This is a genomic window from Terribacillus sp. AE2B 122 (genome assembly GCF_902497585.1).
Taxonomy (GTDB): Bacteria; Bacillota; Bacilli; order Bacillales; family Amphibacillaceae; genus Terribacillus; species Terribacillus saccharophilus_A.
This window is the reverse complement of record NZ_LR700942.1, coordinates 926,145-951,894: the sequence shown is the minus strand read 5'-3', so window position 1 is coordinate 951,894 and position 25,750 is coordinate 926,145. Positions and strand designations below refer to the sequence as shown.

Genomic DNA, 25,750 nt, shown 5'->3' with positions numbered 1-25,750 from the left:
ACATGAAGCATTTCGTATCGATGAAGCATCTTACCGCAGGGGAACTGCTACAGCTCGTACAGCTCGCTACAGACATACAGGTACAGGGGGTATCAGGATACAGGGAGCAGCTGTTCGCAGCCAATCTTTTCTTCGAGCCGAGCACACGGACGAAGATGAGCTTTACCGTAGCAGAACGAAAACTCGGCCTGGAGGTACTGGACTTCGCCGCAGAGGCATCCAGTGTGACAAAAGGCGAGACCGTCTATGACACCGCAAAGACCCTTCAATCGATCGGCGCTTCGGTCCTCGTTATCCGTCATCCAGAGGAACATACAGCTGCAAGGCTTGCTGAGAGGCTGGATATTCCGGTTATTAATGCCGGTGACGGAAAAGGAGAGCACCCGACACAATGCTTGCTTGATTTAATGACGATTTACCAGGAGTATGGACGTTTCGAAGGACTGAAAATCGTTATTGCCGGTGATATACGTCACAGCCGGGTTGCCAGAAGCAATGCAATGGCACTGCGCAAATTGGGGGCGCAAGTCTTTGCGGCGGGCAAGCCGGAATGGATGGATGAGACACTTGGTATCCCGGTGTTGAGTATGGATGATGCAGTGGAACAATGTGATGTCATGATGCTGCTTCGCATCCAGTTTGAGCGTCATGAAACAAAAGAGGAAGAAGCAGGTTATTTGGAACAATACGGTCTGACTAAAGCAAGGGAACAAAGGATGCAGCAGCATGCGATCATTGTGCACCCGGCACCGGTCAATAGAGGCATCGAAATCGACGACAGTCTCGTTGAAGCACCACGCTCGAGGATCTTTCGTCAGATGGAAAACGGCGTAGCAGCACGAATGGCAGTTATCATTACACTATTGGAAGGATGGGGAATCAAGCATGGCTACAATCTTAGCAAACGCGAAACAGTTAACAGCTGATCAGAAACTAGAAGAAGTAATGGTGAAAATCGAGGATGGCATTATCACAGATATTGCTAATCAAATCGAAATTACAGCCGAAGACCATGTGGAAGATTTGGAAGGTCAGCTTGTCACAGCTGGTTTTGTGGATGTGCATGTGCATTTGCGTGAACCGGGAGCAGAAAAGAAGGAAACGATTGAAACAGGTACAAAAGCAGCTGCTCGAGGCGGGTTCACGACAGTAGCTGCTATGCCAAATCTCCGACCTGCACCAGACTGTCCAGAAACGCTCCAATCCATCATGGCTCGCAACGAAGAAAGCGGCGTAATCCGCGTACTGCAGTATGCTGCTATCACTAAAAAGCAATTAGGCCGTGAAATAGTGGACATGGAAAACATGCAAGAAGCTTTTGCCTTCACCGATGATGGTCTTGGCATCCAGTCAGCCGGAATGATGCTGGAAACGATGCAGCGAGCAGCTAAGCTCGGAATTCCTGTTGTGGCACACTGCGAAGATGACAGCCTTGTTCCAGGAGGAGTCATGCACGAAGGTACAGCTAGTGAGCGGCTAGGTCTGCCAGGCATCAATAGTGTTTCCGAGTCGGTACATATAGCGCGCGATATTCTGCTGGCCGAAGCTGCTGGCTGTCATTATCATATCTGCCATGTGAGCACAAAGGAATCAGTCCGGGTAATCCGAGATGCAAAACGCGCCGGTATTCGTGTGACTGCAGAAGTAACACCACATCACTTGCTTCTTGTTGATGAAGATATCAAAACAGATGATGGAAACTTCAAGATGAATCCGCCGCTCAGATCTGAAGCTGATCGTCAGGCGCTAATTGAAGGACTGCTTGATGGAACGATAGATATGATCGCGACGGATCATGCACCACATACAGCAGAAGAGAAGAACGTCAGCATGCTGGATGCTTCATTCGGTATCGTCGGATCAGAAACTGCTTTCAGCCTGCTTTATACACACTTTGTTGAGACAGATATCTTTGCGCTCAATCAGTTGATTGATTGGCTTACGATCAAGCCATCACAGGCATTTGGACTTCCATTTGGCCGCTTCGAAATCGGTGCAGCAGCAGACATAGCTGTATTGGACCTCGATGCTGATGGAGAAGTAAATCCAGCTCAGTTCCAATCAAAAGGAACAAACACACCATTTATCGGCTGGCGCTATAAAGGAGAGCCGACGATGACAATCTTTGGCGGAGAAATCGTCTACAGAAAGGAAGCGGTAAAATGAAGAAACGACAACTTATCCTAGAAGACGGTACAGTATTTACTGGCAAAGCGTTTGGCAGCGATGCTGCAACAACTGGAGAGATCGTCTTCAACACTGGAATGACAGGCTATCAAGAGATTATATCTGACCCTTCCTACTGCGGTCAGATCGTTACACTGACGTATCCGCTGATCGGCAACTATGGTATTAACAGCGATGACTTCGAAAGCATCCAGCCATCCATTCAAGCGCTAGTTGTGAAAGAAGCTGCTGCAGCACCTTCTAACTTCCGGAAACAGTATACAATTGATGCTTTCCTTAAGTTTCATCAGATTCCTGGCATTGAAGGTATCGATACTCGTAAACTGACAAAAATCATCCGGAAACAAGGAGCAATGAAAGCTAGATTAACAGAAGCAGTCGATACACTTGAAAAACATGCTTCTTGGGAATCTATCACACTTCCGAACGATCAAGTACAACGTATGAGTACAGCCAAACCTTATGTCGTACCGGGACGCGGTAAACGCATCGTCGTCATGGATTTTGGCATGAAGCACGGCATCCTTCGTGAATTGGCAGCCCGTGACTGTCATATTACAGTTGTACCTTGGCATTACACAGCCGAACAAATCCTCCATTTAAACCCTGATGGTATCATGCTGACGAATGGACCTGGAGATCCGAAAGACGTGGACCCAGCCATACAGACCATTCGTGAGCTTATAAGCCAAGTACCTATTTTCGGTATCTGTCTCGGTCACCAGCTGATTGCACTGGCAGCAGGTGCAAATACAGAAAAACTGAAATTCGGACATCGGGGCTCCAATCACCCTGTCAAAGACTTGGAGACGGGAAAAACCTACCTAACTTCACAAAATCATGGCTATACGGTCACCAAGGAATCATTGGCTGCAACAGATCTCATTCTGACGCAGGTAGCTTTGAATGACGGAACTGTTGAAGGGCTTAAACACCGTCAATATCCGGTCATGTGTGTCCAATACCATCCGGAAGCAGCACCTGGTCCGGAAGATACCCGTCATCTATTCGATAACTTCTTAAACATGACAGCACAAAGCAAGCATTCATCCAAGGGGGAAGCAACTTATGCCTAAACGCACTGATATCCAAAAAATACTTGTCATCGGCTCCGGCCCGATTGTAATCGGCCAAGCGGCAGAATTCGATTATTCCGGCACACAGGCATGCCAGGCTTTGCGTGAAGAAGGATACACCGTCATTCTTGCCAACTCAAATCCTGCTACAATCATGACGGATCACACCGTTGCGGATACTGTTTACATGGAGCCGCTCACGGTGGAATTCCTGAGCAAGATTATCCGTAAAGAACAGCCGGATGCCTTGCTGCCGACACTTGGCGGTCAGACTGGTTTGAACTTGGCTGTGGCGCTAGACAACTCAGGTATTTTAAAGGAATTCGGTGTTGAGCTGCTTGGCACATCCCTTGAAGCAATCCAGCAGGCAGAGGACCGAGAGCAGTTCCGAGATTTGATGCATCGTCTTGGAGAACCAGTTCCAGAGAGTCAGATTGTCACAACAGTAGAAGGAGCAGTAGCTTTTTCAGAAGAGATCGGTTTCCCCCTTATCGTACGTCCAGCTTACACGCTTGGCGGAACGGGCGGTGGAATGTGCTATAACTTGGAGGAGCTAAAACAAATCACAAAGAATGGATTAGCGCTCTCCCCAGTAACACAATGTCTAATTGAACGGAATATTGCCGGATTCAAAGAAATCGAATATGAAGTAATGCGAGATAAAAATGATCAGGCAATCGTCGTCTGTAATATGGAAAACGTCGATCCAGTCGGCATCCATACAGGTGACAGCATTGTCGTAGCACCGTCCCAGACACTAAGTGACCGGGAATACCAGCTGCTGCGCAACGCTTCCATAAAAATCATCAAAGCACTGCAGATCGAAGGAGGCTGTAATGTACAGCTGGCTTTGGATGCGCACAGCTTCAACTATTACATCATTGAGGTGAACCCTCGTGTCAGCCGATCAAGCGCACTTGCTTCCAAGGCAACAGGTTATCCAATCGCCAAGATGGCAGCTAAAATTGCAGTAGGTTTGACACTGGATGAAATTAAAAATCCTGTAACAGGTACAACGTATGCTTACTTTGAACCAGCACTAGACTACGTTGTTGCCAAGCTACCACGATTCCCGTTTGATAAATTTGTCAGCGGCAACCGCAAACTAGGTACGCAAATGAAAGCTACTGGAGAAGTAATGGCCATCGGCCGCAATGTGGAGGAAGCTTTACTGAAAGGAGTACGCTCCCTTGATAATAAAGCGAACGGTCTTGCATCCATCAGTCTTGATGCAATGAGCGATGAGGAGATGGAACATCGACTTATCAAAGCAGATGATGAACGTCTGTTTGTCCTGGCTGAGGCTTTTCGCCGCGGGTACACTATTGAACAGCTGCATGAACTAACTATGATCGATCGGTTCTTCCTTTGGAAAATTGAAGCTTTGATCAAAATGGAAACAGCTTTGCAAGAACAGCCTTGGGAACTGGAATTGTTAGAGGAAGTGAAACAAAAAGGATTCTCTGACCGGGAAATAGCTCATTGGTGGAACACAACTGAGGATAAAGTATACGAGTTCCGTACAGAAAACAACCTCGTACCTGTATATAAGATGGTAGATACATGCGCAGCAGAATTCGAATCGCAAACACCTTATTTCTACAGCACCTATGAAGAAGAAAATGAATCAATAGCGTCTGATAAAGAAAAAGTGATTGTGCTCGGTTCCGGACCGATCCGTATTGGACAGGGAATTGAATTCGACTATGCAACAGTCCATAGCGTTCTAGCTATACGGGAAGCAGGCTATGAAGCAATCATCATCAACAGCAATCCAGAAACAGTTTCGACGGATTTCAGTGTATCCGATAAGCTTTATTTCGAACCGCTAACACTTGAAGATGTGATGCATGTCGTCAACCTGGAAAATCCGCTAGGTGTGATCGTACAATTTGGCGGTCAGACTGCTATCAACCTGGCAGAAGGATTGGAACGCCGCGGTGTGAAGGTTCTCGGAACTTCTTTACAGGCTATTGATGCAGCTGAAGACCGGGATAAATTCGAAAGGCTGCTTGATGAATTGAAGATTGCGAAACCAGACGGGGCTTCCATCACGAAACTTGCGGATGCAGCAGCAACAGCAGAAAAGATCGGTTATCCTGTACTAGTCCGTCCTTCCTATGTGATTGGCGGAAGTAATATGGAGATCGTCTACAATGATGAGGAATTAGAGACTTACATGGAGAAACGGGTGCATGTCAGACATGATCATCCAGTTTTGATCGATCAATACTTGACTGGTATCGAGGTGGAAGTGGATGCCATTAGTGATGGAGAAACAACAATCATCCCGGGAATCATGGAGCATATCGAACGCGCCGGCGTCCATTCCGGAGATTCAATTGCAGTGTATCCGACACAGACGATAACCGAGGATTGCCGCCAGCAATGCATCGATGCGACAATGCAAATCGCGAAGGCTCTTGGAGTTAAAGGCTTGATCAACATCCAATTCGTCATCCACCAAAACAAAGCTTATGTGTTGGAAGTGAACCCGCGTGCCAGCCGTACCATTCCGTTCCTGTCCAAAATCACACATGTAACGATGGCAAATATCGCTACAAAAGCAATATTAGGTGAAAAGCTTGCTGACATGGGGTATGTTTCCGGCCTCCTGCCGGAACCAGAAGACGTGTATGTCAAAGTACCGGTATTTAGCTTTGAGAAGCTGCGCAGTGTCGATACGTTGCTCGGACCAGAAATGAAATCGACAGGCGAAGCAATCGGACATGATCGCACACTTGAAAAAGCACTGTACAAAGGACTGCTTGCTTCTGGTCTATCTGTACCGCAGGAAGGCGCGATTCTGCTCACAGTAGCTGATAAGGATAAAGAAGAAGCGATGGAGATCGCTAAACTGTTTTATGCGCTTGGCTTCCAGCTATACGCTACCGAAGGAACGAGTGCAGCAGTAGAGGAAGCAGGACTTCCGGTTACAACAGTAGGAAAAGTCGGAGCTTCTGAACAGAATGTGATCAGCATCATTGAAAATGGTGAAGTACAATTCGTTGTGAACACATTAACTTCCGGCAAACAGCCTAGATCAGACGGCTTCCTTATCCGTCGTGAAGCAGTGGAGCATGGTATCGCCTGCCTGACTAGTCTAGATACAGCCAAAGCGATTGCAACCATCATTGAATCTATGACATTCACTGCAAAGCCTGTAGTCGCAGGAGGTATGCCATCTTGATTCATGAACATCTCGAGATTATCAGCAGGGAAACAATTGCTAAGGATACAGTGGAAATGACCTTCAAGGGAAAGATGGCGCAGGAGAACATCCTGCCCGGTCAATTCCTCCATTTACTTGTAGGAGAAGGCAGCCATCATATGCTGCGCCGTCCTATCAGTATCGCTGGTGTGGATAAACAGAAGTCCACGATCACGATCATCTTCAAGCTGCTTGGAGAAGGAACAAACACACTGGCCAAAGCAGAGCCAGGAGATCAGCTTGATGCACTTGGACCGTGCGGACAAGGTTATCCAGTCGATGAACTCCAAATGGAGCATGCATTGCTAGTAGGCGGCGGAATCGGCGTACCTCCACTTTATTATCTGGCACAGCGACTGCATGAAAAAGGCATCCAGGTAACGATGGTAGCAGGATTCCAAAACAAAGAGCAAGTTTTCTATGAAGGAGCATTTCGCAGCCTGGGAGACTATTATCTGGCAACAGATGATGGAAGTGCTGGGGAAAAAGGGTTTGTGACTGATATTATCAAAAAGGAAGGTTTCGATTTTGATCAGTTTTTCACCTGCGGTCCTACTGGCATGCTCAAAGCCGTATCCAACCAGCTTGAAGATGAGGAAGGTTTTATTTCAATAGAACAGCGAATGGGCTGCGGCATTGGTGCCTGCTTCGCATGTGTCGTACCAGCGCCCGACAGTGAAAGCGGCTATAAGAAAATATGCAAAGACGGACCTGTCTTTCGAGCGAAGGAGGTTGTATTGGCATGAACTTAAACATCAAACTTCCAGGCTTGGATATGAAGAATCCTATTTTACCAGCTTCCGGCTGTTTCGGATTCGGCAAGGAATATGCAGAGCTCTATGACTTGAACCTTCTCGGAGCGATTACGATCAAAGCGGCAACTGGTTCCGCACGCTATGGCAATGCTACGCCGCGCGTTGCCGAAACCTCTGCGGGTATGCTCAATGCAATCGGCTTACAAAACCCAGGTGTTGATCAGATAATAGAGAATGAGCTCCCGTTTTTAGCGGGTTATGACACGCCGATTATCGCCAATGTAGCAGGCAGCACTGTCGAAGAGTATGTAGAAGTAGCACGGAAAATAAGCAAGCACCCAGTAATAAAAGCGATAGAGCTGAACATCTCTTGTCCGAATGTGAAAGAAGGCGGTGTCCAATTTGGCACCGATCCGGAACTTGCTAAAATGGTTACAGCTGCCGTGAAAGAAGTAAGCGATGTACCAGTCTATGTAAAACTCTCGCCGAACGTCACCGATATCACAGTCATCGCCCGCGCAGTCGAAGAAGGCGGGGCAGATGGTTTGTCTTTAATCAATACACTAACAGGTATGCAAATTAACTTAGCGGGAAGAAAACCGTTGCTTGCCAACAAAATAGGCGGCTTATCTGGTCCTGCTGTAAAACCGGTAGCGATTCGCATGGTTTACCAAATACGCCAGATGACTAACTTGCCAATCATCGGCATGGGAGGCGTAACAACAGCTGAGGATGTGCTGGAATTCCTTCTGGCCGGTGCATCAGCTGTAGCGGTAGGTACCGCTAATTTCCAGCATCCATTCGTCTGCTCTGAAATCATACAGAATCTACCTGATGTTCTGAGTAAATATGGTTTCTCCAGTGTCGAGGACGCAATCGGAAAGGGGCATGAACATGCAGACACCAATCTATCTCGCGCTTGATTTCCCGACCGGGGAAGAAGCGCTGCATTTCCTCGATCAGCATGAGCTTACCGAGATTCCAGTAAAAGTCGGAATGGAGCTATTTTACCGAGAAGGACCGTCAATCATCCACCAGCTGAAAGAGAATAACCATCCAATATTCCTCGACCTTAAGCTGCATGACATTCCGAATACAGTCAAAAGCGCTATGCGTAATCTAGCTGGGCTTGATGTAGATATATTGAATGTTCACGCGCTAGGCGGAGCAAAAATGATCGATGCAGCAAAAGAGGGTGTCCTGCAAGGCGCCAGAAATGCTGTTCCTAAACTGATAGCTGTTACCATGCTGACATCAATGGATGAAGACACGGTCCAGACCGATCTCAAACAGCCGATGGAGCTTGCTGCATATGCATTGCATCTGGCAGAATTGTCCAAAACAGCAGGTGCTGATGGGGTAGTTTGTTCTCCTCATGAGGCATCTAGTATCAAAGCAGCTTGCGGATCAGACTTTCTTACTGTCACACCAGGAATACGGCTGGCAGGATCCGACCGAAATGATCAACAACGTATCGCAACACCTGCTGGTGCTAGAAGAATGCAGGCGGACTATCTTGTGATTGGCAGAAGTGTCACAGCAGCATCCAATCCAAAACAAGCATACGAACAAGTAATCGAGGAGTGGAAAAACTATGACAACTACAACTAATATAGCCGAAGCATTGCTTTCAATCGATGCGATACAGATTGATCCAGCAAAATCTTTTGTATGGGCATCTGGCATCCACTCGCCGATTTACTGTGATAATCGCCTCACGCTTGGTCATCCCGAAGTGCGTACGGCTATAGCACGGCAGTTTCAGAAGAAGTTAGCCGAGTTGCCGGAAACGGACATCATCGCAGGCTGTGCTACCGGAGGCATCCCACATGCAGCATGGCTCGCCGATAAAGCAGATCTGCCTATGATCTATGTCAGATCCAGCAAAAAAGGACACGGAAAAGGCAACCAAATCGAAGGGGCCGACGTATCTGGTAAACATGTGGTTGTCATCGAAGATCTCATTTCAACTGGCGGCTCGGTTATTAACACAGTCCAAGCACTGCAGGAAGCAGGAGCGATTGTGACAAAGGTACTGGCAATCTTCAGCTACAATCTGAAAAAAGCGGATGATAACTTTGCAGCTATTGATGTTCCATTTGAGACGCTGACAAATTTTGATTCTTTAGTTGATATTCTTGTAGAGAAAGAGACGATAACTTCTCAGGAGAAACAAGAACTATTGGACTGGCGTAATACATTGTAAAAGGATGTTGAGATGCGTTTTTTTAGGTGTAGAGGCCGAATCGTATCATAAATTATAATCTTAATCATTTAAGAGCCCATCAGAGTAACCTCTGATGGGCTCTTATTACGCAAAAAGATAGAACAGTCCTTATTAAAGTTAAAAAATACCCGATAAAATAAGAAAGGCTAGTTTCTTGTGAAATGTAAGTAGAAGCACAAGGTAACTGTCATAAGCAAGGAGGTTTGCGAAGGGAGGATTATGAAGTTCTAAACAAAAGTCAGCAGTATTCTGGTATTTATATGCCTGATTTCACATGAGATGAGACTTTTAATATGTATGTTGAATAATACTAAATGGAGGTTAATATGAAACAAAAAACTAAATTTGTACAATACTTCTTCGTTTTAGTTTTAATTACAACTTTAGCAGTCACACCTACAAATCTAAAAGCTGATGCAGCGTCCTCAGAAACTATTACTATGATTGATGACTTTGAAAACTATACCTCAGATGATCAAATGAAAAGTGCATATGAGCTTTGGTCATCTGATGGGAATGGTGTAGATTGGTCCTTAAGTCAAGAGCACACTAATGACGGTGAAAATTCTATGCAGATCGTTCCGAATGAGCCCCTAGATTCTTGGGTATCCGTATCTCACAATTCTTCTTTGCGTGACTGGACAAATTCTGCTGGCATTTCATTTTGGATACATAACGATGCAGATGAACCGTTAGAATTTAACTTTGATATTAAATCTGAATCAAAAGCGTTTGGCCAAGAAGGAACTTTTACGGCATCATTGAAAGAGGATGGCAGTTCTTTATGGGAAGAGAATTCTTTTGAAAGCATGCTGACTGTTCCAGCGGATTTTACTGGCCATATCCGTATTGCTTGGAATCAATTTACAGAGAAGGCATGGCAATGTCCGCAAGGCTGTGACAATGATCTTGATCTAACCTTAGTAGATGGGTTCGAATTTGGCTATAATCCCCAAGAAAATTCGACGAATGAAATTTTTATAGATTCTATCAGTCTATGGGGTGTTTCGGAAGACACTGAGTTAGGAACTTTGGCTCCTGAGTGGGCAACTCCTTCTAACACATTTAATCTTAATTATACAGCAGCACCAATCGATAATCCGTTAAAAGGATTTTTACCCTTCAGTGAATCGGCAGAATGGCGTATAGATAATCAGATGCCATATAGTATGGAGTACTTCTATATCCCTCTAAATGAAATTATGACAAATTTTAACGAATTTGACTGGAGCAAGCTGGAATCTAATATAGATGATGTAGCTTCAAGAGGGAATCAGGCCATTTTTAGAGTGTATCTCGATTATCCAAATAGGTCATCCGGAATTCCGCAGTTTCTGCTGGATCTGGGATTGGAAACGAAAGATTACTCCTATAATAGCAACGGGGGACCTGAAGGAACGAGTGTTTCACCCGACTATGATGATGAAAATCTAAATACAGCATTACATCAATTTATTGAAGCTCTTGGAGATAGGTACGACGGCGACCCAAGAATTGGTTTTATTCAAGCTGGATTAGTAGGATTTTGGGGTGAATGGCATACTTATCCGCAGGATGGATCGACTCCAGCTGGAGATTGGGATGGTAAATTGGCGGAACAAGAAGACGGTCGTGCAACAGATTGGATGCCAAACTTGGCCAACCAAGCAGCTATTGTTCAAGAATTCGACGATTCGTTTGATGAAACAAAAATACTTGCACGCTATCCGTCCGAATTTAATCGTGATTTGAATATCGGTTATCACGATGATTCTTTTGCTTTTCAGACTTTGCCTGCTAGTTTGGGCGGAGAGGACTGGCATTTTGTCGGCCGTCTGCAAGACAACCAAGTGATGGATAAATGGAAAGTTGAACCGATTGGAGGAGAAATGCGTCCCGAAATTCAAATAGATATGTGGGATAACGATCCGCCCCAGTATATAGGAGAACCAATAGAAGGAGCGCAAGGCGAAGACTACTACAAGAGCCTGGAATTAACTCACGCATCTTGGCTGAAAATACAAGAAGTCTTCCAAACGTCTCTTGAAGGAGAGGCCTTGAAACGAGCACGTGAAGGTTCACGCAGTTTAGGGTATGAGTATTTTGTACCGACTGGCTATGTGCATGCTGCCAACGGCCGTTTACAAGCGGCGATTGAAATTCAGAATACAAGTGTGGCTCCTTTTTACTATGATTGGAAAGTCGAAATCGCAGCAAGAGATAAGAACGGCAACATAAAAGAATGGGCAACCGATTGGGATGTATCAAACGTCTTACCAGATGACGAAGAAACAGAAGATAATAAAGGGGCTCTTTTGGAATGGTCCACTGACACTTCTGAACTAAGTGAAGGCAGTTATGATATGTTAGTCAGAGTTGTTAATCCTCTATCGGAAATAAACTCTAACGCCAAGAAATTCCATTTCGCTAATGAGGAGCAGGAAGACAACGGATGGCTGAAGATTGGTGAGATAGAGTTATAGTTTCTGGATGAGAATGGCGGGGCTTCATTGTAAGTGAATCAAAAATTCGCCTTGCGTGTTCTTTTTCTTTACTGCTTTAATTAAACGACAATAAAAAACCAAGACACTCGTACTTTAGCACAGGTGTCTTGGTTTTTCTTATTGATTTGTGTTTTCGTCTTCAAGTTGTTTAATAGAGTCATTCACTCTGATTTGCTGAAGACCTGATTTTTCGGTATCTCCTTCCTCATCATTAGTTGTTTTTGCTATGCTGATATTTTGCAAGAAACCTTCCAAATCGAAACCTGTCATTTGGCCAAGACTTTCTTGCAAGTTTGCCATTGTGTTTGTCACGGTGTTGGGAAGGGAATTGATTCCACCGCCTGAGCCATTATCCAAAATACGGATGGACTCGACATTGCTGAATGACTGACTGATGGCTCTTGCATAATCCGGCATGATGTCGATTAGTTTCTCTCTTAGGATGACATCTTGGTGCTTCGCCATTGCTTGCGCGCGTTTCTCGATCGCTTCGATCTAGTATTGCCAGTACATTACCTTGACCGAAGAAGATAATAATAATATTAGCAACAATAGGTGTTCTCCTGATTATAGGTGTAGGAAACTTGGATTTTAATAGTAAACTAGGCGGCATCTCACTTTTGATTGCAGCTTTAACATGGGCACTTATGTCTGTGCTTATAAAACTATTGCCAGACAGCTATTCTCAAATAGCAGTGACAACGTACGCTAGTGTAATAGCTGTTATTATCTTAACCCCTTTCGTTCTCCCTAGATTGAATGAGTTAAATATTGCGGAACTCTCACATCCTACAATATGGGGAGGGTTGTTATATTTAGGGATTATCTCAACTGCAGGGGCTTTCTACCTTTGGAGTAGAGGGCTGCAGCTTCTCAATGCATCTGGGGGAGGGTTATTCTTTTTCTTTCAACCAATGGTAGGTGCTTTTCTGGGATGGCTATTACTTGGTGAACGTATAGGAGTAACATTTTGGATTGGATCAGCACTAATTCTAGCTGGAGTTTTGTTGGTCATTACTGAAAAAAGGTAACTTCGCATTAATTTGACTGATATCGATCATGATATCAGTCTTTTTTAGTTAGACCGTCCTCAATTCTAATTTATATAGTTACTATAATTGCAAAAAAGTGTTGGAAGAATTTCTGACTTCTTGAGATAAGCTATATGTTATATACCTTGTGATTACGTTCATTTAAGTACACTTTTGTAGATAGTACTTAGGCACATCAGAACTTCTTAGCAAGAAAGTTAACCGAACACTTCTCTAACGCTGAAGTATCCAAGAATTGAAAGCATAGATGTCATTTGTTATGAAGGAATATAATACTTCCAGAAAAAAATATACTGAATATTAAAACTTTAATTACAAAGAGATAAACGATGTAATCATAAGAAAATAAACGAATTTAGAAGATAACATACAATTTAATCATGTTTTTTAGATTGTTTGGCCGATTTTGATATGGAAATAGTGCATATTCAGTTTTTTAGTTGTTTTACTATCTGTGATAACGAGCGTAGAATAAGGTTCATCTTCCAAGTGTAACCAAACAAAATAGCATATAATTCGTAATCGCTTAATTCCTGATTCAGGAAGCGGGGGAACCAACCGTAACTATTGTTACATGGGGTGAATCTCTGAAAAGAGTAGGGCTACTCTCTGGCCCGAATCCGTCAGCTAACTTCGTAAGCGTTCGAGAGGAAGCCAAAAAATGTGATAGGCGCACGTTTATTTCGTTATGCCCAGAAGTCACAGAAGAGGGCCCTCTTCTGTGGCTTCTTTTTTATGCACTTTTTTAGGGTGTAAATAAAGTTAAGAAGAAGGGGTAAAGACATGGAATTTATTTACATTGGATTGATTCTTATATTGTTTGGCGGTTCTGCAGCCGTACTGTCTGCTGTAACTGGGATGGTTGAGAAGGAGGAAACACGATGATAATGCAGGTTCTTTTACTTTTACTAGGTACGGGCATCATTGGCTATCTTGTCTACGCCTTATTTAATCCGGAAAAATTTTAAGGAAAGAGGGTTCTCAGGATGTTGATTTCACTTATTGCCATGGTTCTGATTCTTGTTTTAATTGGGTTATCTTTAAAGCCGATGGGCTTATACATGGCCGCTGTATTTTCAGAATCACGTTTGGATCGTGCATTCTTTCCAATTGAAAATATAGTATATCGTTTGGCTGGAATTAAGAGACAACAACAAACTTGGAAGCAATTTTTAATTTCTATGCTGCTTTTCAATATGGTTATCTTGCTCTTTGTGTACTTGATTTTTCGTCTGCAAGGTGTTCTGCCGCTGAATCCTTTACATATAACGGGAATGGATCCAGCTCTGGCATTTAACACTGCAGTCAGCTTCATGACCAATACGAATCTGCAACATTACAGCGGAGAATCTGGCTTGACACTGTTCTCGCAGACGGCTGCAATTTTATTCATGATGTTTGTAGCCCCTGGTACTGCACTGGCAGCTGCGATTGGATTCATTCGGTTGCTTGGCAGCAAACCATTAGGTAATTTCTTTGAAACATTTGTTCGTTCCATTGTACGCATCTTACTTCCTGTTTCATTGGTAATGGCAATTGTATTCATTGCCCTTGGTGTACCGCAAACATTTTCAGCTGTAGCACATGTGACAACGTTATCAGGTTTGGAGCAAACTATTCTGCGAGGTCCAGTTGGATCGTTCTTGGCAATAAAGGAGCTAGGTAATAACGGGGGAGGATTCTTTGGGGTCAACTCTGCCCATCCTTTTGAAAATCCGAACGCTTATACGAATGTGTTACAACTATGGCTTATGTTTTTACTTCCAGCATCCTTACCGTTTGCGTACGGAAAAATAATAGGGAAACCAAAACAGGGTCTTATGCTTTTCGGTGCAATGGTTGTTGTATTCCTTGTCATGCTTGTGGCTGGTGTTGCTGCAGAAGTACAAGGTAATCCAGTACTGCAAGGTACCATGATGGAAGGAAAGGAAACCCGCTTTGGTGTCATCGGTAGTGTTTTCTATGCCATTGTGACAACCGCCACAGAAACTGGAGCGGTCAATACGATGCACGATACACTCAGTCCGCTAACAGGAATGCTAGCACTTGGAAATATGCTGCTGAATACCGTTTTCGGTGGTGTAGGGGCTGGATTCATGAACGTGATGCTTTACGTAATGATTGCTGTCTTTATAGCTGGCTTGATGGTTGGAAGAACACCAGCATTCCTTGGTAAAAAGCTCGAGGGGACAGAAATGAAGCTACTGGCATTCACACTGCTCGTTCAGCCAATTCTCATCCTAGTTGGCACAGCTATTGCCATGTATATTCCTGCAGGCAATGGAGCGATATCAAATCCAGGCTACCATGGTTTGACTCAAGTATTATACGAAATCACTTCATCGGCAGCTAATAATGGATCAGGGTTTGAGGGGCTTGGGGATGCGACAGTCTTTTGGAATATCCTGACTGGTATCATCATGTTTCTAGGACGCTATATTTCTATTATCACATTGATTGCTGTGGCAGCTTCATTGGCAAGGAAAACGGCAGTTCAGGAGAGTAAAGGAAGCCTCCGGATAGATAGTCCGTTATTTGCAAGTTTATTAGTAGGTACATTCTTCCTGGTAGGGGCATTGACCTTCTTGCCTGCCTTAGTATTAGGCCCGATTGCAGAATATGTAACTTTATAGGAGAGTGATTTGTTATGGTGACACATTCCGTAGGGAAAGAAGAAGTTTCATCCACTAGATTATTCACAAAAAAGATCTTAAAAGATGCTTGTGTGAATGCAGTTGTAAAACTACATCCAGTGTATATGGTCCGGAATCCGATTCTATTCATTGTTGAACTCGGATTTTTGGTCACATTTTTGCTCGCGGTTTTTCCTGGCGCCCATTCCCGGACAATGGGGAGCGGATTTTACTGGAGCGTTTCAGTGATACTGCTGCTGACAGTTCTTTGCGCGAATATGGCGGAGGCGGTGGCCGAAGGAAGAGGGAAGGCCCAGGCGAATACGCTGAAACAAACCAAGCAGGATACCGCTGCCAGACGTCTCCGCCGGGGAAAAGAAGAAAAAATATCCTCGGCTGAATTGCGTAAAGGTGACATTATCCTCGTTAAGGAAGGAGAAGTCATCCCTGGTGACGGAACGATCATTTCTGGTATGGCAAGTGTGGATGAATCAGCAATCACTGGGGAATCAGCTCCTGTGTTAAAGGAAGCAGGAGGAGATTTTAGCTCGGTAACGGGCGGTACAACTGTTGTTAGTGATGAGCTTACCATTGAAATTACCAGTCAACCAGGAGAAAGCTTCCTAGATCGAATGATTGCGCTCGTAGAAGGTGCAGACCGCAAGAAAACACCGAATGAAATAGCACTGAACACTATGCTTATTAGTTTAACGATTATTTTTATGCTTGTAGTGATCACATTACCTTTTTTTACAAATTATATCGGCTTCTCGCTCGATACAGGAATGCTTGTTGCACTGCTTGTCTGTCTGATTCCTACTACGATTGGCGGTCTGCTCAGTGCAATCGGTATCGCTGGCATGGACCGGGTTACACGATTCAATGTTTTGGCAATGTCTGGTCGGGCCGTTGAGGCAGCAGGTGACATTGATACAATCATCTTGGATAAAACCGGGACCATTACTTTCGGAAATCGGATGGCCGCCGATTTCATACCAGTTGAAACTGCCTCTAAGACTACTTTGATGCAGGCCGCGCTCATTACATCCTGGAAGGACGAGACGCCAGAAGGACGTTCTGTCCTCAGCTTGGCTAAGGATCAAGGTATTGTAATGGAACAGGACAGATGGGAGGAAGCAACATTTGTACCATTTCAGGCACAGACAAGAATGAGCGGCATGGACTTGGCAGACGGAGGCAGCTATCGGAAAGGTGCAGTGGAAGCAGTTAAAGCCTGGGTGCTGGAACGTGGCGGGAAGGTCCCGGCTGATATCCAGGAAAAAGCTGAGGAAATTGCGAAGATGGGGGGCACACCTCTAGCTGTCTCGGTAGATAAGGAATTACTCGGGTTGATTTATTTAAAAGATACTGTCAAACCAGGTATGCGGGAACGTTTTGACGAGTTGCGGAAGATGGGGATAAAAACGATTATGTGTACTGGTGATAACCCTCTTACAGCCGCGACCATTGCGAAAGAAGCCGGTGTTGATGATTTTATTGCAGAAAGTACACCGGAGGATAAGATTGAAGTTATCAAACGGGAGCAAGCGCAAGGTAAACTCGTGGCGATGACAGGTGATGGGACAAACGACGCCCCTGCACTGGCACAAGCAGACGTCGGGCTTGCGATGAATAGCGGCACAACGGCAGCCAAGGAAGCTGCCAATATGATCGACTTGGATTCTGATCCAACGAAGATCATTGAGGTTGTAGCAATCGGTAAACAACTGCTAATGACAAGAGGCGCACTGACGACTTTCAGCATTGCCAATGATGTAGCCAAATACTTTGCGATTATCCCGGCATTGTTCATGCTTGGTATCCCGGAGATGAATGTCCTGAACATTATGGGACTGGAGTCACCAACAACTGCAATCCTGTCAGCACTTCTATTCAATGGGTTAATCATCCCTGCACTAGTACCACTGGCAGTGAAGGGTGTTACGTATAAGCCTGTTTCAGCTGATAAACTGTTGCGGAAAAATCTATTCGTCTATGGGCTGGGCGGAGTTATCGTCCCGTTTATCGGAATAAAAATCATCGATATGCTGCTAAGTCTGTTTCTATAGGAGGGAAAATAGCATGAATAAGCAAGAATCTAATTTAATTCCGGCGCTTCGACTGGGACTAGTATGCTTGGTTTTATGCAGTGTGATGTATCCATTGGCTGTAACAGGGATTGGTCAATTATTTTTCTCTTATCAGGCTAATGGAAGTCTAACAGAAGATGAGAACGATAATGTGATTGGTTCAGAGCTGATAGGACAGACATTTACTGATCCAGCGCTCTTCCAGGGCAGGGTTTCAAGTATAGAAAACGATGCAGCTGGTTCCGGAACACCAAACTATGCGCCTTCCAATCCTGAATTGATTTCAAGGACAAAAGATGCAATAGAAGCCCAGCAATTGGCTAACCCGGATGGAGGTCCTGTTCCCCTGGATTTAGTGACGAATTCCGGTTCTGGTCTTGATCCACACATTTCGGTCGAAGCAGCAGAATTTCAGGTACCAAGAATAGCTGAAGTCAGAGGCATACCGGAAGAGGAGCTATATAATCTAATTGAAAGACATCGAACTTCTCACCTTGAAGAAATGCTCGGGGCCCCTGCGGTAAATGTTTTAAAGATGAACGTTGATTTGCAGGCGTTGAGGTAATGGAAACAAACGGTAAAGCAGCTGCATTTTTAGCAGCTGCAGCTTCAAACGGAAGAGGGCGTCTGAAGCTATATATTGGCGCTGCTCCTGGTGTAGGTAAAACTTATAAGATGCTGACGGATGCACAACAGATGAAAAAAGAAGATATAGACGTTGTTATCGGTGTAATTGAAACGCATGGGAGGTCGGAAACAGCGGCGCAGATCGGAAACTTGGAACAAGTTCCTCTGCTGGAAATCAACTATAAAGATCGTCCATTTCACGAGCTCAATGTAGAAGGAATTTTGCAGCGGGCACCGAAAGTGGTTGTAGTGGATGAATTGGCGCATACAAATATACCTGGCTCCAAGCACGTAAAACGGTACCAAGACGTCATGGAACTGCTGGATGTAGGGATTGATGTGCTTTCGGCCGTCAATATTCAACATTTAGAAAGTGTGCATGATATCGTTCAGACGATTACGGGAGTTCGAGTGAATGAGCGTGTGCCAGACTTGTTTGTTCAGCAGGCAGATGAAATACAGCTGATTGATGCAACACCTGAAACCTTGCAAAAGCGATTAAGAGAAGGGAGAATCTATCCCTCGCATAGGATTCAAAAGAGCTTACAGAATTATTTTCAACTCACCAATCTCGCTGCTCTGCGTGAACTGGCACTTCGGGAGATTGCGGATGAGGTGGACGAGAAACTAGAGCGCCAAAATGGAGCAGATTATCGAGGACCTTTGGGTGTACATGAAAAGATACTCATTTGTGTGCAGCATGTTGATACGGCAGAAAGGCTGATACGCCGAGGTTATCGCATGGCAAATCGCCTGAATGCGGAGCTTTATATTTTACATGTGATTCGTGACGAGTTTACTGACAAGGAGAAGGTAGATTACATTCGGCAGCTTTGCACCACATTCTATGCCCATTTCCTGTTGCATAAATCGAAAAAGCGAGTGGCAAATGCCATCGTATTAGAAGCAAAGAAGCACTTTATCACCCAAATCTTACTAGGGCAGTCAGCCAGGACACGTTGGGAAGAGGTTTGGAAAGGATCTATAGTAAATACGATTATGCGGCAGACGTACAATATTGATATTCATATTGTTGCCGATCAGCAGTCCGTTCATTAGTAATTAGTTTGATTTCCTTGATATTGTTATTGATTTGGATACAATTTTATTGAAGGAAAAAATCCGGACCATTATAGGTTCGGATTTTTTTTATCCTTACTCAATAAAGAAAGTCTTAACCATATCTCATAGATGCTAATAAAGAATATTCAGTAAGGTTCCTAGCCTTTGACACCCCAGCGTGTACAAAAGAAAGGCAGAAATACGGAAAAGACGCAGGGGACTTGGTAGCAGCTGCTCTAAGTGTTAACCAGGTTCTATTAAAGTTAGATCCGGCCACCCTTACGATAAGTATGGACGACTTTTAGCTCATATATATATACACCCGAACGCTAGAGCGTCCAGGAGGTAGTTCGCTTGAGACAAGAACTTAATCAACTCTTAAATAAATTAGATAACATATATAACCCTTAATATAGATATAAAAGTGTTGTACCAATGGGTGCAACCTTTTCACGTTCATTACTAACTCTAGTAATATTCTAATCAGGAGCCCCAATTTATCTTTTCCAAGTCCTGTAAAATAAACCTCTTCTAATCGATAAATTATCACTTTTAACCTGTTAGGAGATCTTGTGCTGGCTAATATACAGAATCAAACTACTTCAAGACAATTTCTTCAAGCGCTTGGTAACCCGTCCTGTATCACAAACTGAGCATAAAACTAATTCTTTACCAATCGTTCTCGAAATGATACTATGAATGTGTAAGACGAATATGTATTACTTTGATTAAATTAGAATGATCATTCTCAAAATGTTGCTTTGCAATTATAAATGGAGGTGAAGCTAATAACTAAATGATTCATGTTCATCTCTCCAAACCTAACTTTACTGTTCATTCTCAAAATGATATTATTGGCGAGAGGACGAGAAAGTCAAATGTTATTTATTTTCTGGTTACTCTAAGATTAACTCAAAGGAAATGATAGTATGGCTAGAAATAAAGAGTTTGATGAAAATGAAGTATTACGAAAAGCTATGGAACTTTTTTGGATACAGGGCTATGAAAAAACCTCCATGCAAGATTTAGTGAAGAATATGGGTATCCATCGTCGTAGCTTATATGACACGTTTGGGGACAAACATACTTTATTTATAAAAGCGTTAGAGCACTATAATGAAACAATAAGAAGTAGAACAGAGAATAAAGTAAACCAACTGGAATCGGTAAAGGAAGCAATCAGGCAATTATTTGAAATGGTAATTGTCAGAGATAAACAACAAATTATTGGTTGCTTGACGGTAAACACAGCAGTTGAGTTGTCTTTACATGATGATCAAGCAGCAGAAAAGGTACTGGAGAGCTTTTCTGAGACTGAATTACTGCTAAACAAGCTAGTGCTAAGAGGTCAACAATCTGGAGAAATATCTAACCATCTTGATGCAAAAAAAACATCGGAATTTCTTCATAATTCCTTAGTAGGGCTACGCGTTATGACCAAAACTACCGATGACATAGATAAATTAAATAACGTAATTGATATTACGCTCTCGGTATTAGATTAATTTTTTTTGCTCTTTCGAGAACGTTCATTCCCAAAAGGTTTTGATGATCAATCTAGCTGAACATAACTTGTTCAAGCAAAAGTTTGCCTTGATATCTTTTTAATAAACAAATAATGAATAAATGATGATTTAAATTATTTAAATTTAAGGAGAGTTAATATGAAATACACAGTTATTACAGGAGCAAGCTCAGGTATAGGGTATGAGACAGCGTTAGAATTTGCTGTTCGGGGGAAAAATTTAATTATAGTTGCAAGAAGATTAGATAAATTAGAAGAACTAAAAACCGCAATTCATAATATAAATCCTCAATTAGATGTTATCATTCGCACAGCTGACTTGTCTGTCACAGAACAGGCATATAACCTGTATAACAATTTAAAAGGATATGAAATTGAGACTTGGATTAATAATGCTGGTCTTGGTGACTCCGCATTTGTAGCGGAACATAACTTAAATAAAGTTGAAACGATGTTACGGCTTAACATAGAATCTTTAACAATCCTTTCGACATTATTTGTTCGAGATTATGCAGAGAAAGAGGGAACGCAGTTAATTAACGTATCATCAGCACTTGGATATGCAATTGCTGTTGGAACTGTCACTTATTCTGCGTCTAAATATTATGTTAGTGCATTCACTGAAGGTCTTGCAAAAGAACTAGAATTAAAAGGTGCAAAATTAAAAGCAAAAGTGTTAGCACCAGCAATGACGGAAACAGAATTCGCTAAAAATGCAACTGATTTGGATAGTTTCAATTATAAAGAAAATTTACCTATGTACCACACAGCTAAGCAAGTAGCTGGATTTATGATGGAAATATATGATAGTAATGCGGCCGTGGGTATTGTAGATCAAAATTATGAATTCAAGATAAGAAATCAAATTTATCCAATAATAGAAGGTTAATTTATGTAGTTTTTTATTTGAAAGGTGAAAGAATGAATCGACACGGTTGGAATGCAGAGATTGCTTTGGAGAACTTCGTGTTTTTCTTCTACCGTTCAACTGAAACAAATAAATCTGCGGAAATGGCATCTTTACAAAGGATTATCAATCAAAAAAGCAAATTCCTTTTTTCTTAGCCAATTCTTGTGCAACCATTCCACTAATATCAATATACCTATGAACAAGGAGGAAGTTATATGAGCAAGTTATTTGAATCAGTCAAAATTGGAAACATAGAACTAAAAAACCGTTTGGGTATGGCACCAATGACAAGGAGTAGAGCACTTCCAGATGGCACAACAAGTGATTTGGCAGCAGAGTATTACGGCCAACGTGCATCTGTTGGTTTAATAATAAGTGAAGGCACTCAACCCTCAGATGATGGTCAGGGATATTCTAATACACCTGGTATTTATACAGAATCACACATTGAGGGATGGAAAAAGGTAACATCAAAAGTGCACAACGAAGGAGGACGAATCTTTATTCAACTTATGCATGTAGGCCGTGTATCACATCCCGACAATACGCCTCATCACCGTCAAGCTGTGGCGCCTTCTGCTATTGCGCCTAATACAGAAATATTTACAGCACAAGGGATGAAGGAGATTCCTACACCTAGAGCGTTGAGTGAAGAAGAAATAAAGGATGTTATAAATGAGTTTCGCTTAGCAGCACGAGCAGCGGTAGAAGCTGGTGCAGATGGGGTTGAGATCCACGGAGCAAATGGTTACATTATTCAACAGTTCTTAAGTGAAAATGCAAATCACCGTCAGGATGCGTACGGTGGAACGATTGAAAATCGCTCGCGATTTGCCATTGAAATAGCAAAAGCAGTTGTGGATGAGATTGGTCCAGAACGAACGGGCATACGCTTCTCTCCTCAAGGAACACTAAATGGTATAGAAGAGGGCGAAACAAGTAGTGAGATGTATCGTTATTTAATCAGCGAGTTAGATAAGCTCAACCTTGCATATCTACACATCATGCACTTCGGAAACGAATCATTATTACAAGATATACGTCAACTTTGGTCACAAGCACTTCTTGTTAACCGAGCAGGACGTACTTTAGACCAACTTACAGTAGACTTGGATAATGAACTTGCAGACGTTATAACTGTAGGGACTTGGATGATAGCCAACCCGGATTTTGACGAGCGATTGAAATTGGATGCCCCACTAAATACGCCTGATAGAAATACCATTTATGCAGGAGGAGCGGAAGGGTATACAGATTATCCGTTCTTAAAAGAATAAAACAGGCTAGACTATGAATGACGAGATAAACGAATGAGAAAAACCATCAATGTAAGAGTTGATGGTTTTTTAAAAGGAGATTAAGTATATGAAAGCTGCTCAAATCACAAAATACTCAAAAAACATTGAAGCACAAATTGTTGATATCCCTATACCAAGTATTAAAGATAATGAAGTACTGATAAAGGTAAAAGTTGCTGCAGTAAATCCACTTGAAATATTAAATATCACAGGAAGTGTAAAATTAATACAAGACTATGATATGCCTCTTATAATAGGAAATGAACTAACAGGAATTGTTGAAAAAGTGGGTAAACAAGACTATGGGTTTAAGATTGGAGATCCTATTTATACAAGACTCCCTATTGAAAAAATCGGGGCATTTGCAGAATATGTTGCAGTTGATGCTAAATCCATATGGCATTTGCCGAAAAATTTAGATTTCGTTACTGGAGCTGCTGCACCTTTGACTGGTTTGACGGCATATCAAGGCTTAGTTGAAGAGTTAGAAGCAAAGAAGGGACAAACAGTGTTTATACCAGGAGGATCAGGAAGTTTTGGACAAATGGCTGTTCCTATAGCTAAAGCAATGGGATTAAAGGTGATTGTATCTGGTAGTCCTTCCGCTAAAGAGAGAACGTTGAATGCTGGTGCAGATCAATATATTGATTATACAAAGGAAAATTACGGGGAAATATTAGACGAAGTTGATTTTGTAATCGATACTTTAGGTGCTGATGAATTCGAACGCGAGTTATCCATTATCAAACCAGGTGGTCGGTTACTAAGTCTTCGTACTGCACCAAATAAACAGTTTGCAATAGATAAAGGTCTGCCTAAATGGAAACAACTTATTTTTGGATTAGTTGGCTCGAAATTTGATAAGAAAGCACAAAAAAAAGGTGTTCAATATCGCTTCATTTTCGTAAGAGCTGACGGAACACAATTGGAAAAAATCACAAAAATCATTGAAGAAAACAATATTGTTCCAGCCATTGATCCTACCAATTTTACAATTGATGATATTAATGATGCATTACATTTAGTAGCAAAAGGAAAGACAAAAGGAAAAGTAGTTATTAAATTTTGAAGATGAGTAGGAGTAGAAGTAGCAATGTCAATGTCGATTCATTATTCTTATATTGACGCACCTAACTTATTTATTCAGCACCAGAATGGTAAACGGTATGCTTATAGAGAATTAGGAGAAAAAAAAGGAACACCGATTATATTATTGACTCATCTTTCAGCTAATCTTGATAATTGGGATCCAAGGATTATTAATGGTCTTGCTAAAAGTCGTTGGGTCATCGCATTCGATAACACTGGAGTAGGACTATCCAATGGGAAAGTACCAAACAACATTTCTCAAATGGCAAACGACGCCATCACATTTATCAAACTACTAGGATTTTCAAAGATAGATTTGATAGGTCTGTCAATGGGAGGAATGATTGCTCAAGAGCTAATCTTAAAGGAACCAAGCTTGGTTAGAAAGCTGGTATTAGTTGGTACGGGCCCTCGAGGAGGAAAAGGTATTTCCAATGTCACACGTGTTACTAATCTAGAATTTGTCCGTGCAATATTGACTTTCAAAGACGTAAAGACCTATCTCTTTTTCCCAAACACAAAGAATGGCAAGAAAAAGGCTAAAGAATTTCTAATTCAAATAAAGAAAAGGAAAAACCATCGAGATAAAACAATCAGTTTGAGAGCGTATAGATCACAATTAGATGCAATCAATAAGTGGGGCAAAGATAGACCTGCGGATCTATCTAAAATTGTTCAGCCAACACTAATAATAAATGGAGATCATGATCGCATGGTTCCTACAGAAAACTCAAATGATTTGGCAAATAGAATTGCTGATAGTAAGTTGGAAATATTTGACCATGCAGGACACGGTTCCTTATTTCAATATCCAGACGATTTTGTCGAAATGGCAAAAACATTCTTAAGTTGATATAGTTTTATTATTTGGCACTAACTTATAAAAAGCACAACAAATATTAAAATAGAAAACTTTATTACTTTGAGCATTGTTCCAGAAAGGTTCAATGCTTTTTTTTTGACACTAACAAGGCTATTCCAGTTATGAATGGTCTGCTGATACTTATAGTTAATGAAGAAATACACTTAAACTATTGGGGGCTTTTGTTGAATTAGAGGTCATTACATATTGGCCATATATAATATGTAACAACCTTTGATAAATCTATTTTATTCTAATTTTAGTCTTGATAAAACCGCAGCGTCTGGGATATCTATATCTAACAATTCTTTAAAACGACTGGTTACTTCATTATTATGGCGTGTATAATATTTGACGATTCCATTCCATTTGGAAAGGTTAATCGTATACCATCATATATCAATTCACTTAGATACTCGGCATCTGAAAACGCTTCATCTGCTTTGGCAATAACATTGATGTACATATATAAAAACCCCCATTATATTCTAATAGGGGAACGGAATGCATCTAGTTGGTAAGAGGTAAATCAGGAAAATATGAGTATAGATGCTTTAGGTGATATTAGAGGTTAGAGCTTGGTGCGACACCTTCAATATTAATTTTCCTTTTATTAATATAACATTATAAGAAAGACCCTTTACATCAAAGAGTCTTTCTGAA

At 42.3% G+C, this 25,750-nt stretch carries 20 protein-coding genes, 2 pseudogenes and 1 riboswitch; of the genes and pseudogenes, 20 read left to right on the top strand and 2 right to left on the bottom strand.

From position 1 onward, the window contains the following. Window positions 1-2 precede the first annotated feature (2 nt). The 9 genes from AE2B122_RS04835 (at window position 3) to AE2B122_RS04795 (ending at window position 11,918) form a co-directional block, all read left to right on the top strand. Window positions 3-926 (top strand): aspartate carbamoyltransferase catalytic subunit, encoded by a 924-nt coding sequence (locus AE2B122_RS04835; RefSeq protein WP_175073225.1) that lies wholly within the window; start codon window positions 3-5, stop codon window positions 924-926. Next, the gene (locus tag AE2B122_RS04830; RefSeq protein WP_175073224.1) at window positions 886-2,166 is read left to right on the top strand and encodes a dihydroorotase; all 1,281 of its coding nucleotides are present in this window, start codon (window positions 886-888) and stop codon (window positions 2,164-2,166) included. The genes AE2B122_RS04835 and AE2B122_RS04830 overlap by 41 nt, the downstream gene beginning before the upstream one ends. Continuing rightward, the gene (locus AE2B122_RS04825; protein WP_175073223.1) at window positions 2,163-3,263 is read left to right on the top strand and encodes a carbamoyl phosphate synthase small subunit; all 1,101 of its coding nucleotides are present in this window, start codon (window positions 2,163-2,165) and stop codon (window positions 3,261-3,263) included. Before AE2B122_RS04830 ends, AE2B122_RS04825 begins: the two co-directional genes overlap by 4 nt. Next, window positions 3,256-6,453, top strand: coding sequence for a carbamoyl-phosphate synthase large subunit (carB, locus tag AE2B122_RS04820; protein WP_175073222.1), 3,198 nt, complete (start codon window positions 3,256-3,258; stop codon window positions 6,451-6,453). Before AE2B122_RS04825 ends, carB begins: the two co-directional genes overlap by 8 nt. Then, complete coding sequence (locus AE2B122_RS04815) at window positions 6,450-7,220, top strand: dihydroorotate dehydrogenase electron transfer subunit (protein WP_305852004.1); 771 nt, start codon at window positions 6,450-6,452, stop codon at window positions 7,218-7,220. Before carB ends, AE2B122_RS04815 begins: the two co-directional genes overlap by 4 nt. Continuing rightward, complete coding sequence (locus AE2B122_RS04810; RefSeq protein ID WP_095217548.1) at window positions 7,217-8,152, top strand: dihydroorotate dehydrogenase; 936 nt, start codon at window positions 7,217-7,219, stop codon at window positions 8,150-8,152. Before AE2B122_RS04815 ends, AE2B122_RS04810 begins: the two co-directional genes overlap by 4 nt. Next, window positions 8,124-8,840: an orotidine-5'-phosphate decarboxylase gene (gene pyrF, locus AE2B122_RS04805; RefSeq protein WP_175073221.1), complete on the top strand. Its 717-nt coding sequence runs from the start codon at window positions 8,124-8,126 to the stop codon at window positions 8,838-8,840. Before AE2B122_RS04810 ends, pyrF begins: the two co-directional genes overlap by 29 nt. Further along, on the top strand, window positions 8,824-9,435 hold the full coding sequence (gene pyrE, locus AE2B122_RS04800) for an orotate phosphoribosyltransferase (RefSeq protein ID WP_095270473.1): 612 nt from the start codon (window positions 8,824-8,826) through the stop codon (window positions 9,433-9,435). Before pyrF ends, pyrE begins: the two co-directional genes overlap by 17 nt. Window positions 9,436-9,782: 347 nt before the next feature. Further along, window positions 9,783-11,918 (top strand): DUF4832 domain-containing protein, encoded by a 2,136-nt coding sequence (locus tag AE2B122_RS04795; protein WP_175073220.1) that lies wholly within the window; start codon window positions 9,783-9,785, stop codon window positions 11,916-11,918. Between the two features lie 138 nt (window positions 11,919-12,056). Here the strand turns inward: AE2B122_RS04795 and AE2B122_RS04790 are convergent, their stop codons facing one another. Then, window positions 12,057-12,404 (bottom strand): hypothetical protein, encoded by a 348-nt coding sequence (locus AE2B122_RS04790; RefSeq protein ID WP_175073219.1) that lies wholly within the window; start codon window positions 12,402-12,404, stop codon window positions 12,057-12,059. Between the two features lie 59 nt (window positions 12,405-12,463). On the opposite strand from AE2B122_RS04790, the pseudogene AE2B122_RS04785 reads away from it, so the two are divergent. The 11 genes and pseudogenes from AE2B122_RS04785 to AE2B122_RS04735 form a co-directional block, all read left to right on the top strand. Then, window positions 12,464-12,970: pseudogene (locus tag AE2B122_RS04785) on the top strand (DMT family transporter); the annotation flags it as partial. 534 nt (window positions 12,971-13,504) lie between these two features. Then, window positions 13,505-13,648, top strand: a riboswitch (cyclic di-AMP (ydaO/yuaA leader). 224 nt (window positions 13,649-13,872) lie between these two features. Further along, window positions 13,873-13,959, top strand: coding sequence for a K(+)-transporting ATPase subunit F (kdpF, locus tag AE2B122_RS19485; RefSeq protein ID WP_095217554.1), 87 nt, complete (start codon window positions 13,873-13,875; stop codon window positions 13,957-13,959). A 24-nt stretch (window positions 13,960-13,983) separates the two neighbouring features. Beyond that, complete coding sequence (gene kdpA, locus AE2B122_RS04775; protein ID WP_175073300.1) at window positions 13,984-15,624, top strand: potassium-transporting ATPase subunit KdpA; 1,641 nt, start codon at window positions 13,984-13,986, stop codon at window positions 15,622-15,624. Between the two features lie 14 nt (window positions 15,625-15,638). Next, window positions 15,639-17,693 carry a potassium-transporting ATPase subunit KdpB gene (gene kdpB, locus AE2B122_RS04770; protein ID WP_175073218.1) on the top strand — a complete coding sequence of 685 codons (2,055 nt, stop codon included), beginning with the start codon at window positions 15,639-15,641 and terminating at the stop codon, window positions 17,691-17,693. A gap of 13 nt (window positions 17,694-17,706) precedes the next feature. Beyond that, window positions 17,707-18,279 (top strand): potassium-transporting ATPase subunit KdpC, encoded by a 573-nt coding sequence (kdpC, locus tag AE2B122_RS04765; RefSeq protein ID WP_175073217.1) that lies wholly within the window; start codon window positions 17,707-17,709, stop codon window positions 18,277-18,279. Beyond that, the gene (gene kdpDN / locus AE2B122_RS04760; protein ID WP_175073216.1) at window positions 18,279-19,400 is read left to right on the top strand and encodes a KdpD-like non-kinase potassium sensor; all 1,122 of its coding nucleotides are present in this window, start codon (window positions 18,279-18,281) and stop codon (window positions 19,398-19,400) included. The genes kdpC and kdpDN overlap by 1 nt, the downstream gene beginning before the upstream one ends. Window positions 19,401-20,332: 932 nt before the next feature. Then, window positions 20,333-20,908: a TetR/AcrR family transcriptional regulator gene (locus AE2B122_RS04755; RefSeq protein WP_095217558.1), complete on the top strand. Its 576-nt coding sequence runs from the start codon at window positions 20,333-20,335 to the stop codon at window positions 20,906-20,908. A 159-nt stretch (window positions 20,909-21,067) separates the two neighbouring features. Next, window positions 21,068-21,817: an SDR family oxidoreductase gene (locus AE2B122_RS04750; RefSeq protein ID WP_175073215.1), complete on the top strand. Its 750-nt coding sequence runs from the start codon at window positions 21,068-21,070 to the stop codon at window positions 21,815-21,817. Window positions 21,818-22,053: 236 nt separating this feature from the next. Then, window positions 22,054-23,115 carry an alkene reductase gene (locus tag AE2B122_RS04745; protein WP_175073214.1) on the top strand — a complete coding sequence of 354 codons (1,062 nt, stop codon included), beginning with the start codon at window positions 22,054-22,056 and terminating at the stop codon, window positions 23,113-23,115. An 88-nt stretch (window positions 23,116-23,203) separates the two neighbouring features. After that, complete coding sequence (locus AE2B122_RS04740) at window positions 23,204-24,205, top strand: NADP-dependent oxidoreductase (RefSeq protein WP_175073213.1); 1,002 nt, start codon at window positions 23,204-23,206, stop codon at window positions 24,203-24,205. 24 nt (window positions 24,206-24,229) lie between these two features. Further along, window positions 24,230-25,078: an alpha/beta fold hydrolase gene (locus AE2B122_RS04735; RefSeq protein ID WP_254593410.1), complete on the top strand. Its 849-nt coding sequence runs from the start codon at window positions 24,230-24,232 to the stop codon at window positions 25,076-25,078. A 278-nt stretch (window positions 25,079-25,356) separates the two neighbouring features. Here the strand turns inward: AE2B122_RS04735 and AE2B122_RS19480 are convergent. Continuing rightward, a pseudogene (locus AE2B122_RS19480) lies at window positions 25,357-25,553 on the bottom strand (ATP-dependent DNA ligase); the annotation flags it as partial. Window positions 25,554-25,750 lie beyond the last annotated feature (197 nt).

Coding starts and splice junctions, on each gene's coding strand:
- kdpDN (WP_175073216.1), top strand. CDS start 18,279: ATGGAAACAAACGGTAAAGCAGCTGCATTTTTAGCAGCTGCAGCTTCA.
- AE2B122_RS04810 (WP_095217548.1), top strand. CDS start 7,217: ATGAACTTAAACATCAAACTTCCAGGCTTGGATATGAAGAATCCTATT.
- AE2B122_RS04790 (WP_175073219.1), bottom strand. CDS start 12,404: ATGGCGAAGCACCAAGATGTCATCCTAAGAGAGAAACTAATCGACATC.
- carB (WP_175073222.1), top strand. CDS start 3,256: ATGCCTAAACGCACTGATATCCAAAAAATACTTGTCATCGGCTCCGGC.
- AE2B122_RS04750 (WP_175073215.1), top strand. CDS start 21,068: ATGAAATACACAGTTATTACAGGAGCAAGCTCAGGTATAGGGTATGAG.
- AE2B122_RS04755 (WP_095217558.1), top strand. CDS start 20,333: ATGGCTAGAAATAAAGAGTTTGATGAAAATGAAGTATTACGAAAAGCT.
- AE2B122_RS04825 (WP_175073223.1), top strand. CDS start 2,163: ATGAAGAAACGACAACTTATCCTAGAAGACGGTACAGTATTTACTGGC.
- pyrE (WP_095270473.1), top strand. CDS start 8,824: ATGACAACTACAACTAATATAGCCGAAGCATTGCTTTCAATCGATGCG.
- kdpB (WP_175073218.1), top strand. CDS start 15,639: ATGGTGACACATTCCGTAGGGAAAGAAGAAGTTTCATCCACTAGATTA.
- AE2B122_RS04830 (WP_175073224.1), top strand. CDS start 886: ATGGCTACAATCTTAGCAAACGCGAAACAGTTAACAGCTGATCAGAAA.
- AE2B122_RS04835 (WP_175073225.1), top strand. CDS start 3: ATGAAGCATTTCGTATCGATGAAGCATCTTACCGCAGGGGAACTGCTA.
- AE2B122_RS04735 (WP_254593410.1), top strand. CDS start 24,230: ATGTCAATGTCGATTCATTATTCTTATATTGACGCACCTAACTTATTT.
- pyrF (WP_175073221.1), top strand. CDS start 8,124: ATGCAGACACCAATCTATCTCGCGCTTGATTTCCCGACCGGGGAAGAA.
- AE2B122_RS04795 (WP_175073220.1), top strand. CDS start 9,783: ATGAAACAAAAAACTAAATTTGTACAATACTTCTTCGTTTTAGTTTTA.
- kdpC (WP_175073217.1), top strand. CDS start 17,707: ATGAATAAGCAAGAATCTAATTTAATTCCGGCGCTTCGACTGGGACTA.
- kdpF (WP_095217554.1), top strand. CDS start 13,873: ATGATAATGCAGGTTCTTTTACTTTTACTAGGTACGGGCATCATTGGC.
- AE2B122_RS04745 (WP_175073214.1), top strand. CDS start 22,054: ATGAGCAAGTTATTTGAATCAGTCAAAATTGGAAACATAGAACTAAAA.
- AE2B122_RS04740 (WP_175073213.1), top strand. CDS start 23,204: ATGAAAGCTGCTCAAATCACAAAATACTCAAAAAACATTGAAGCACAA.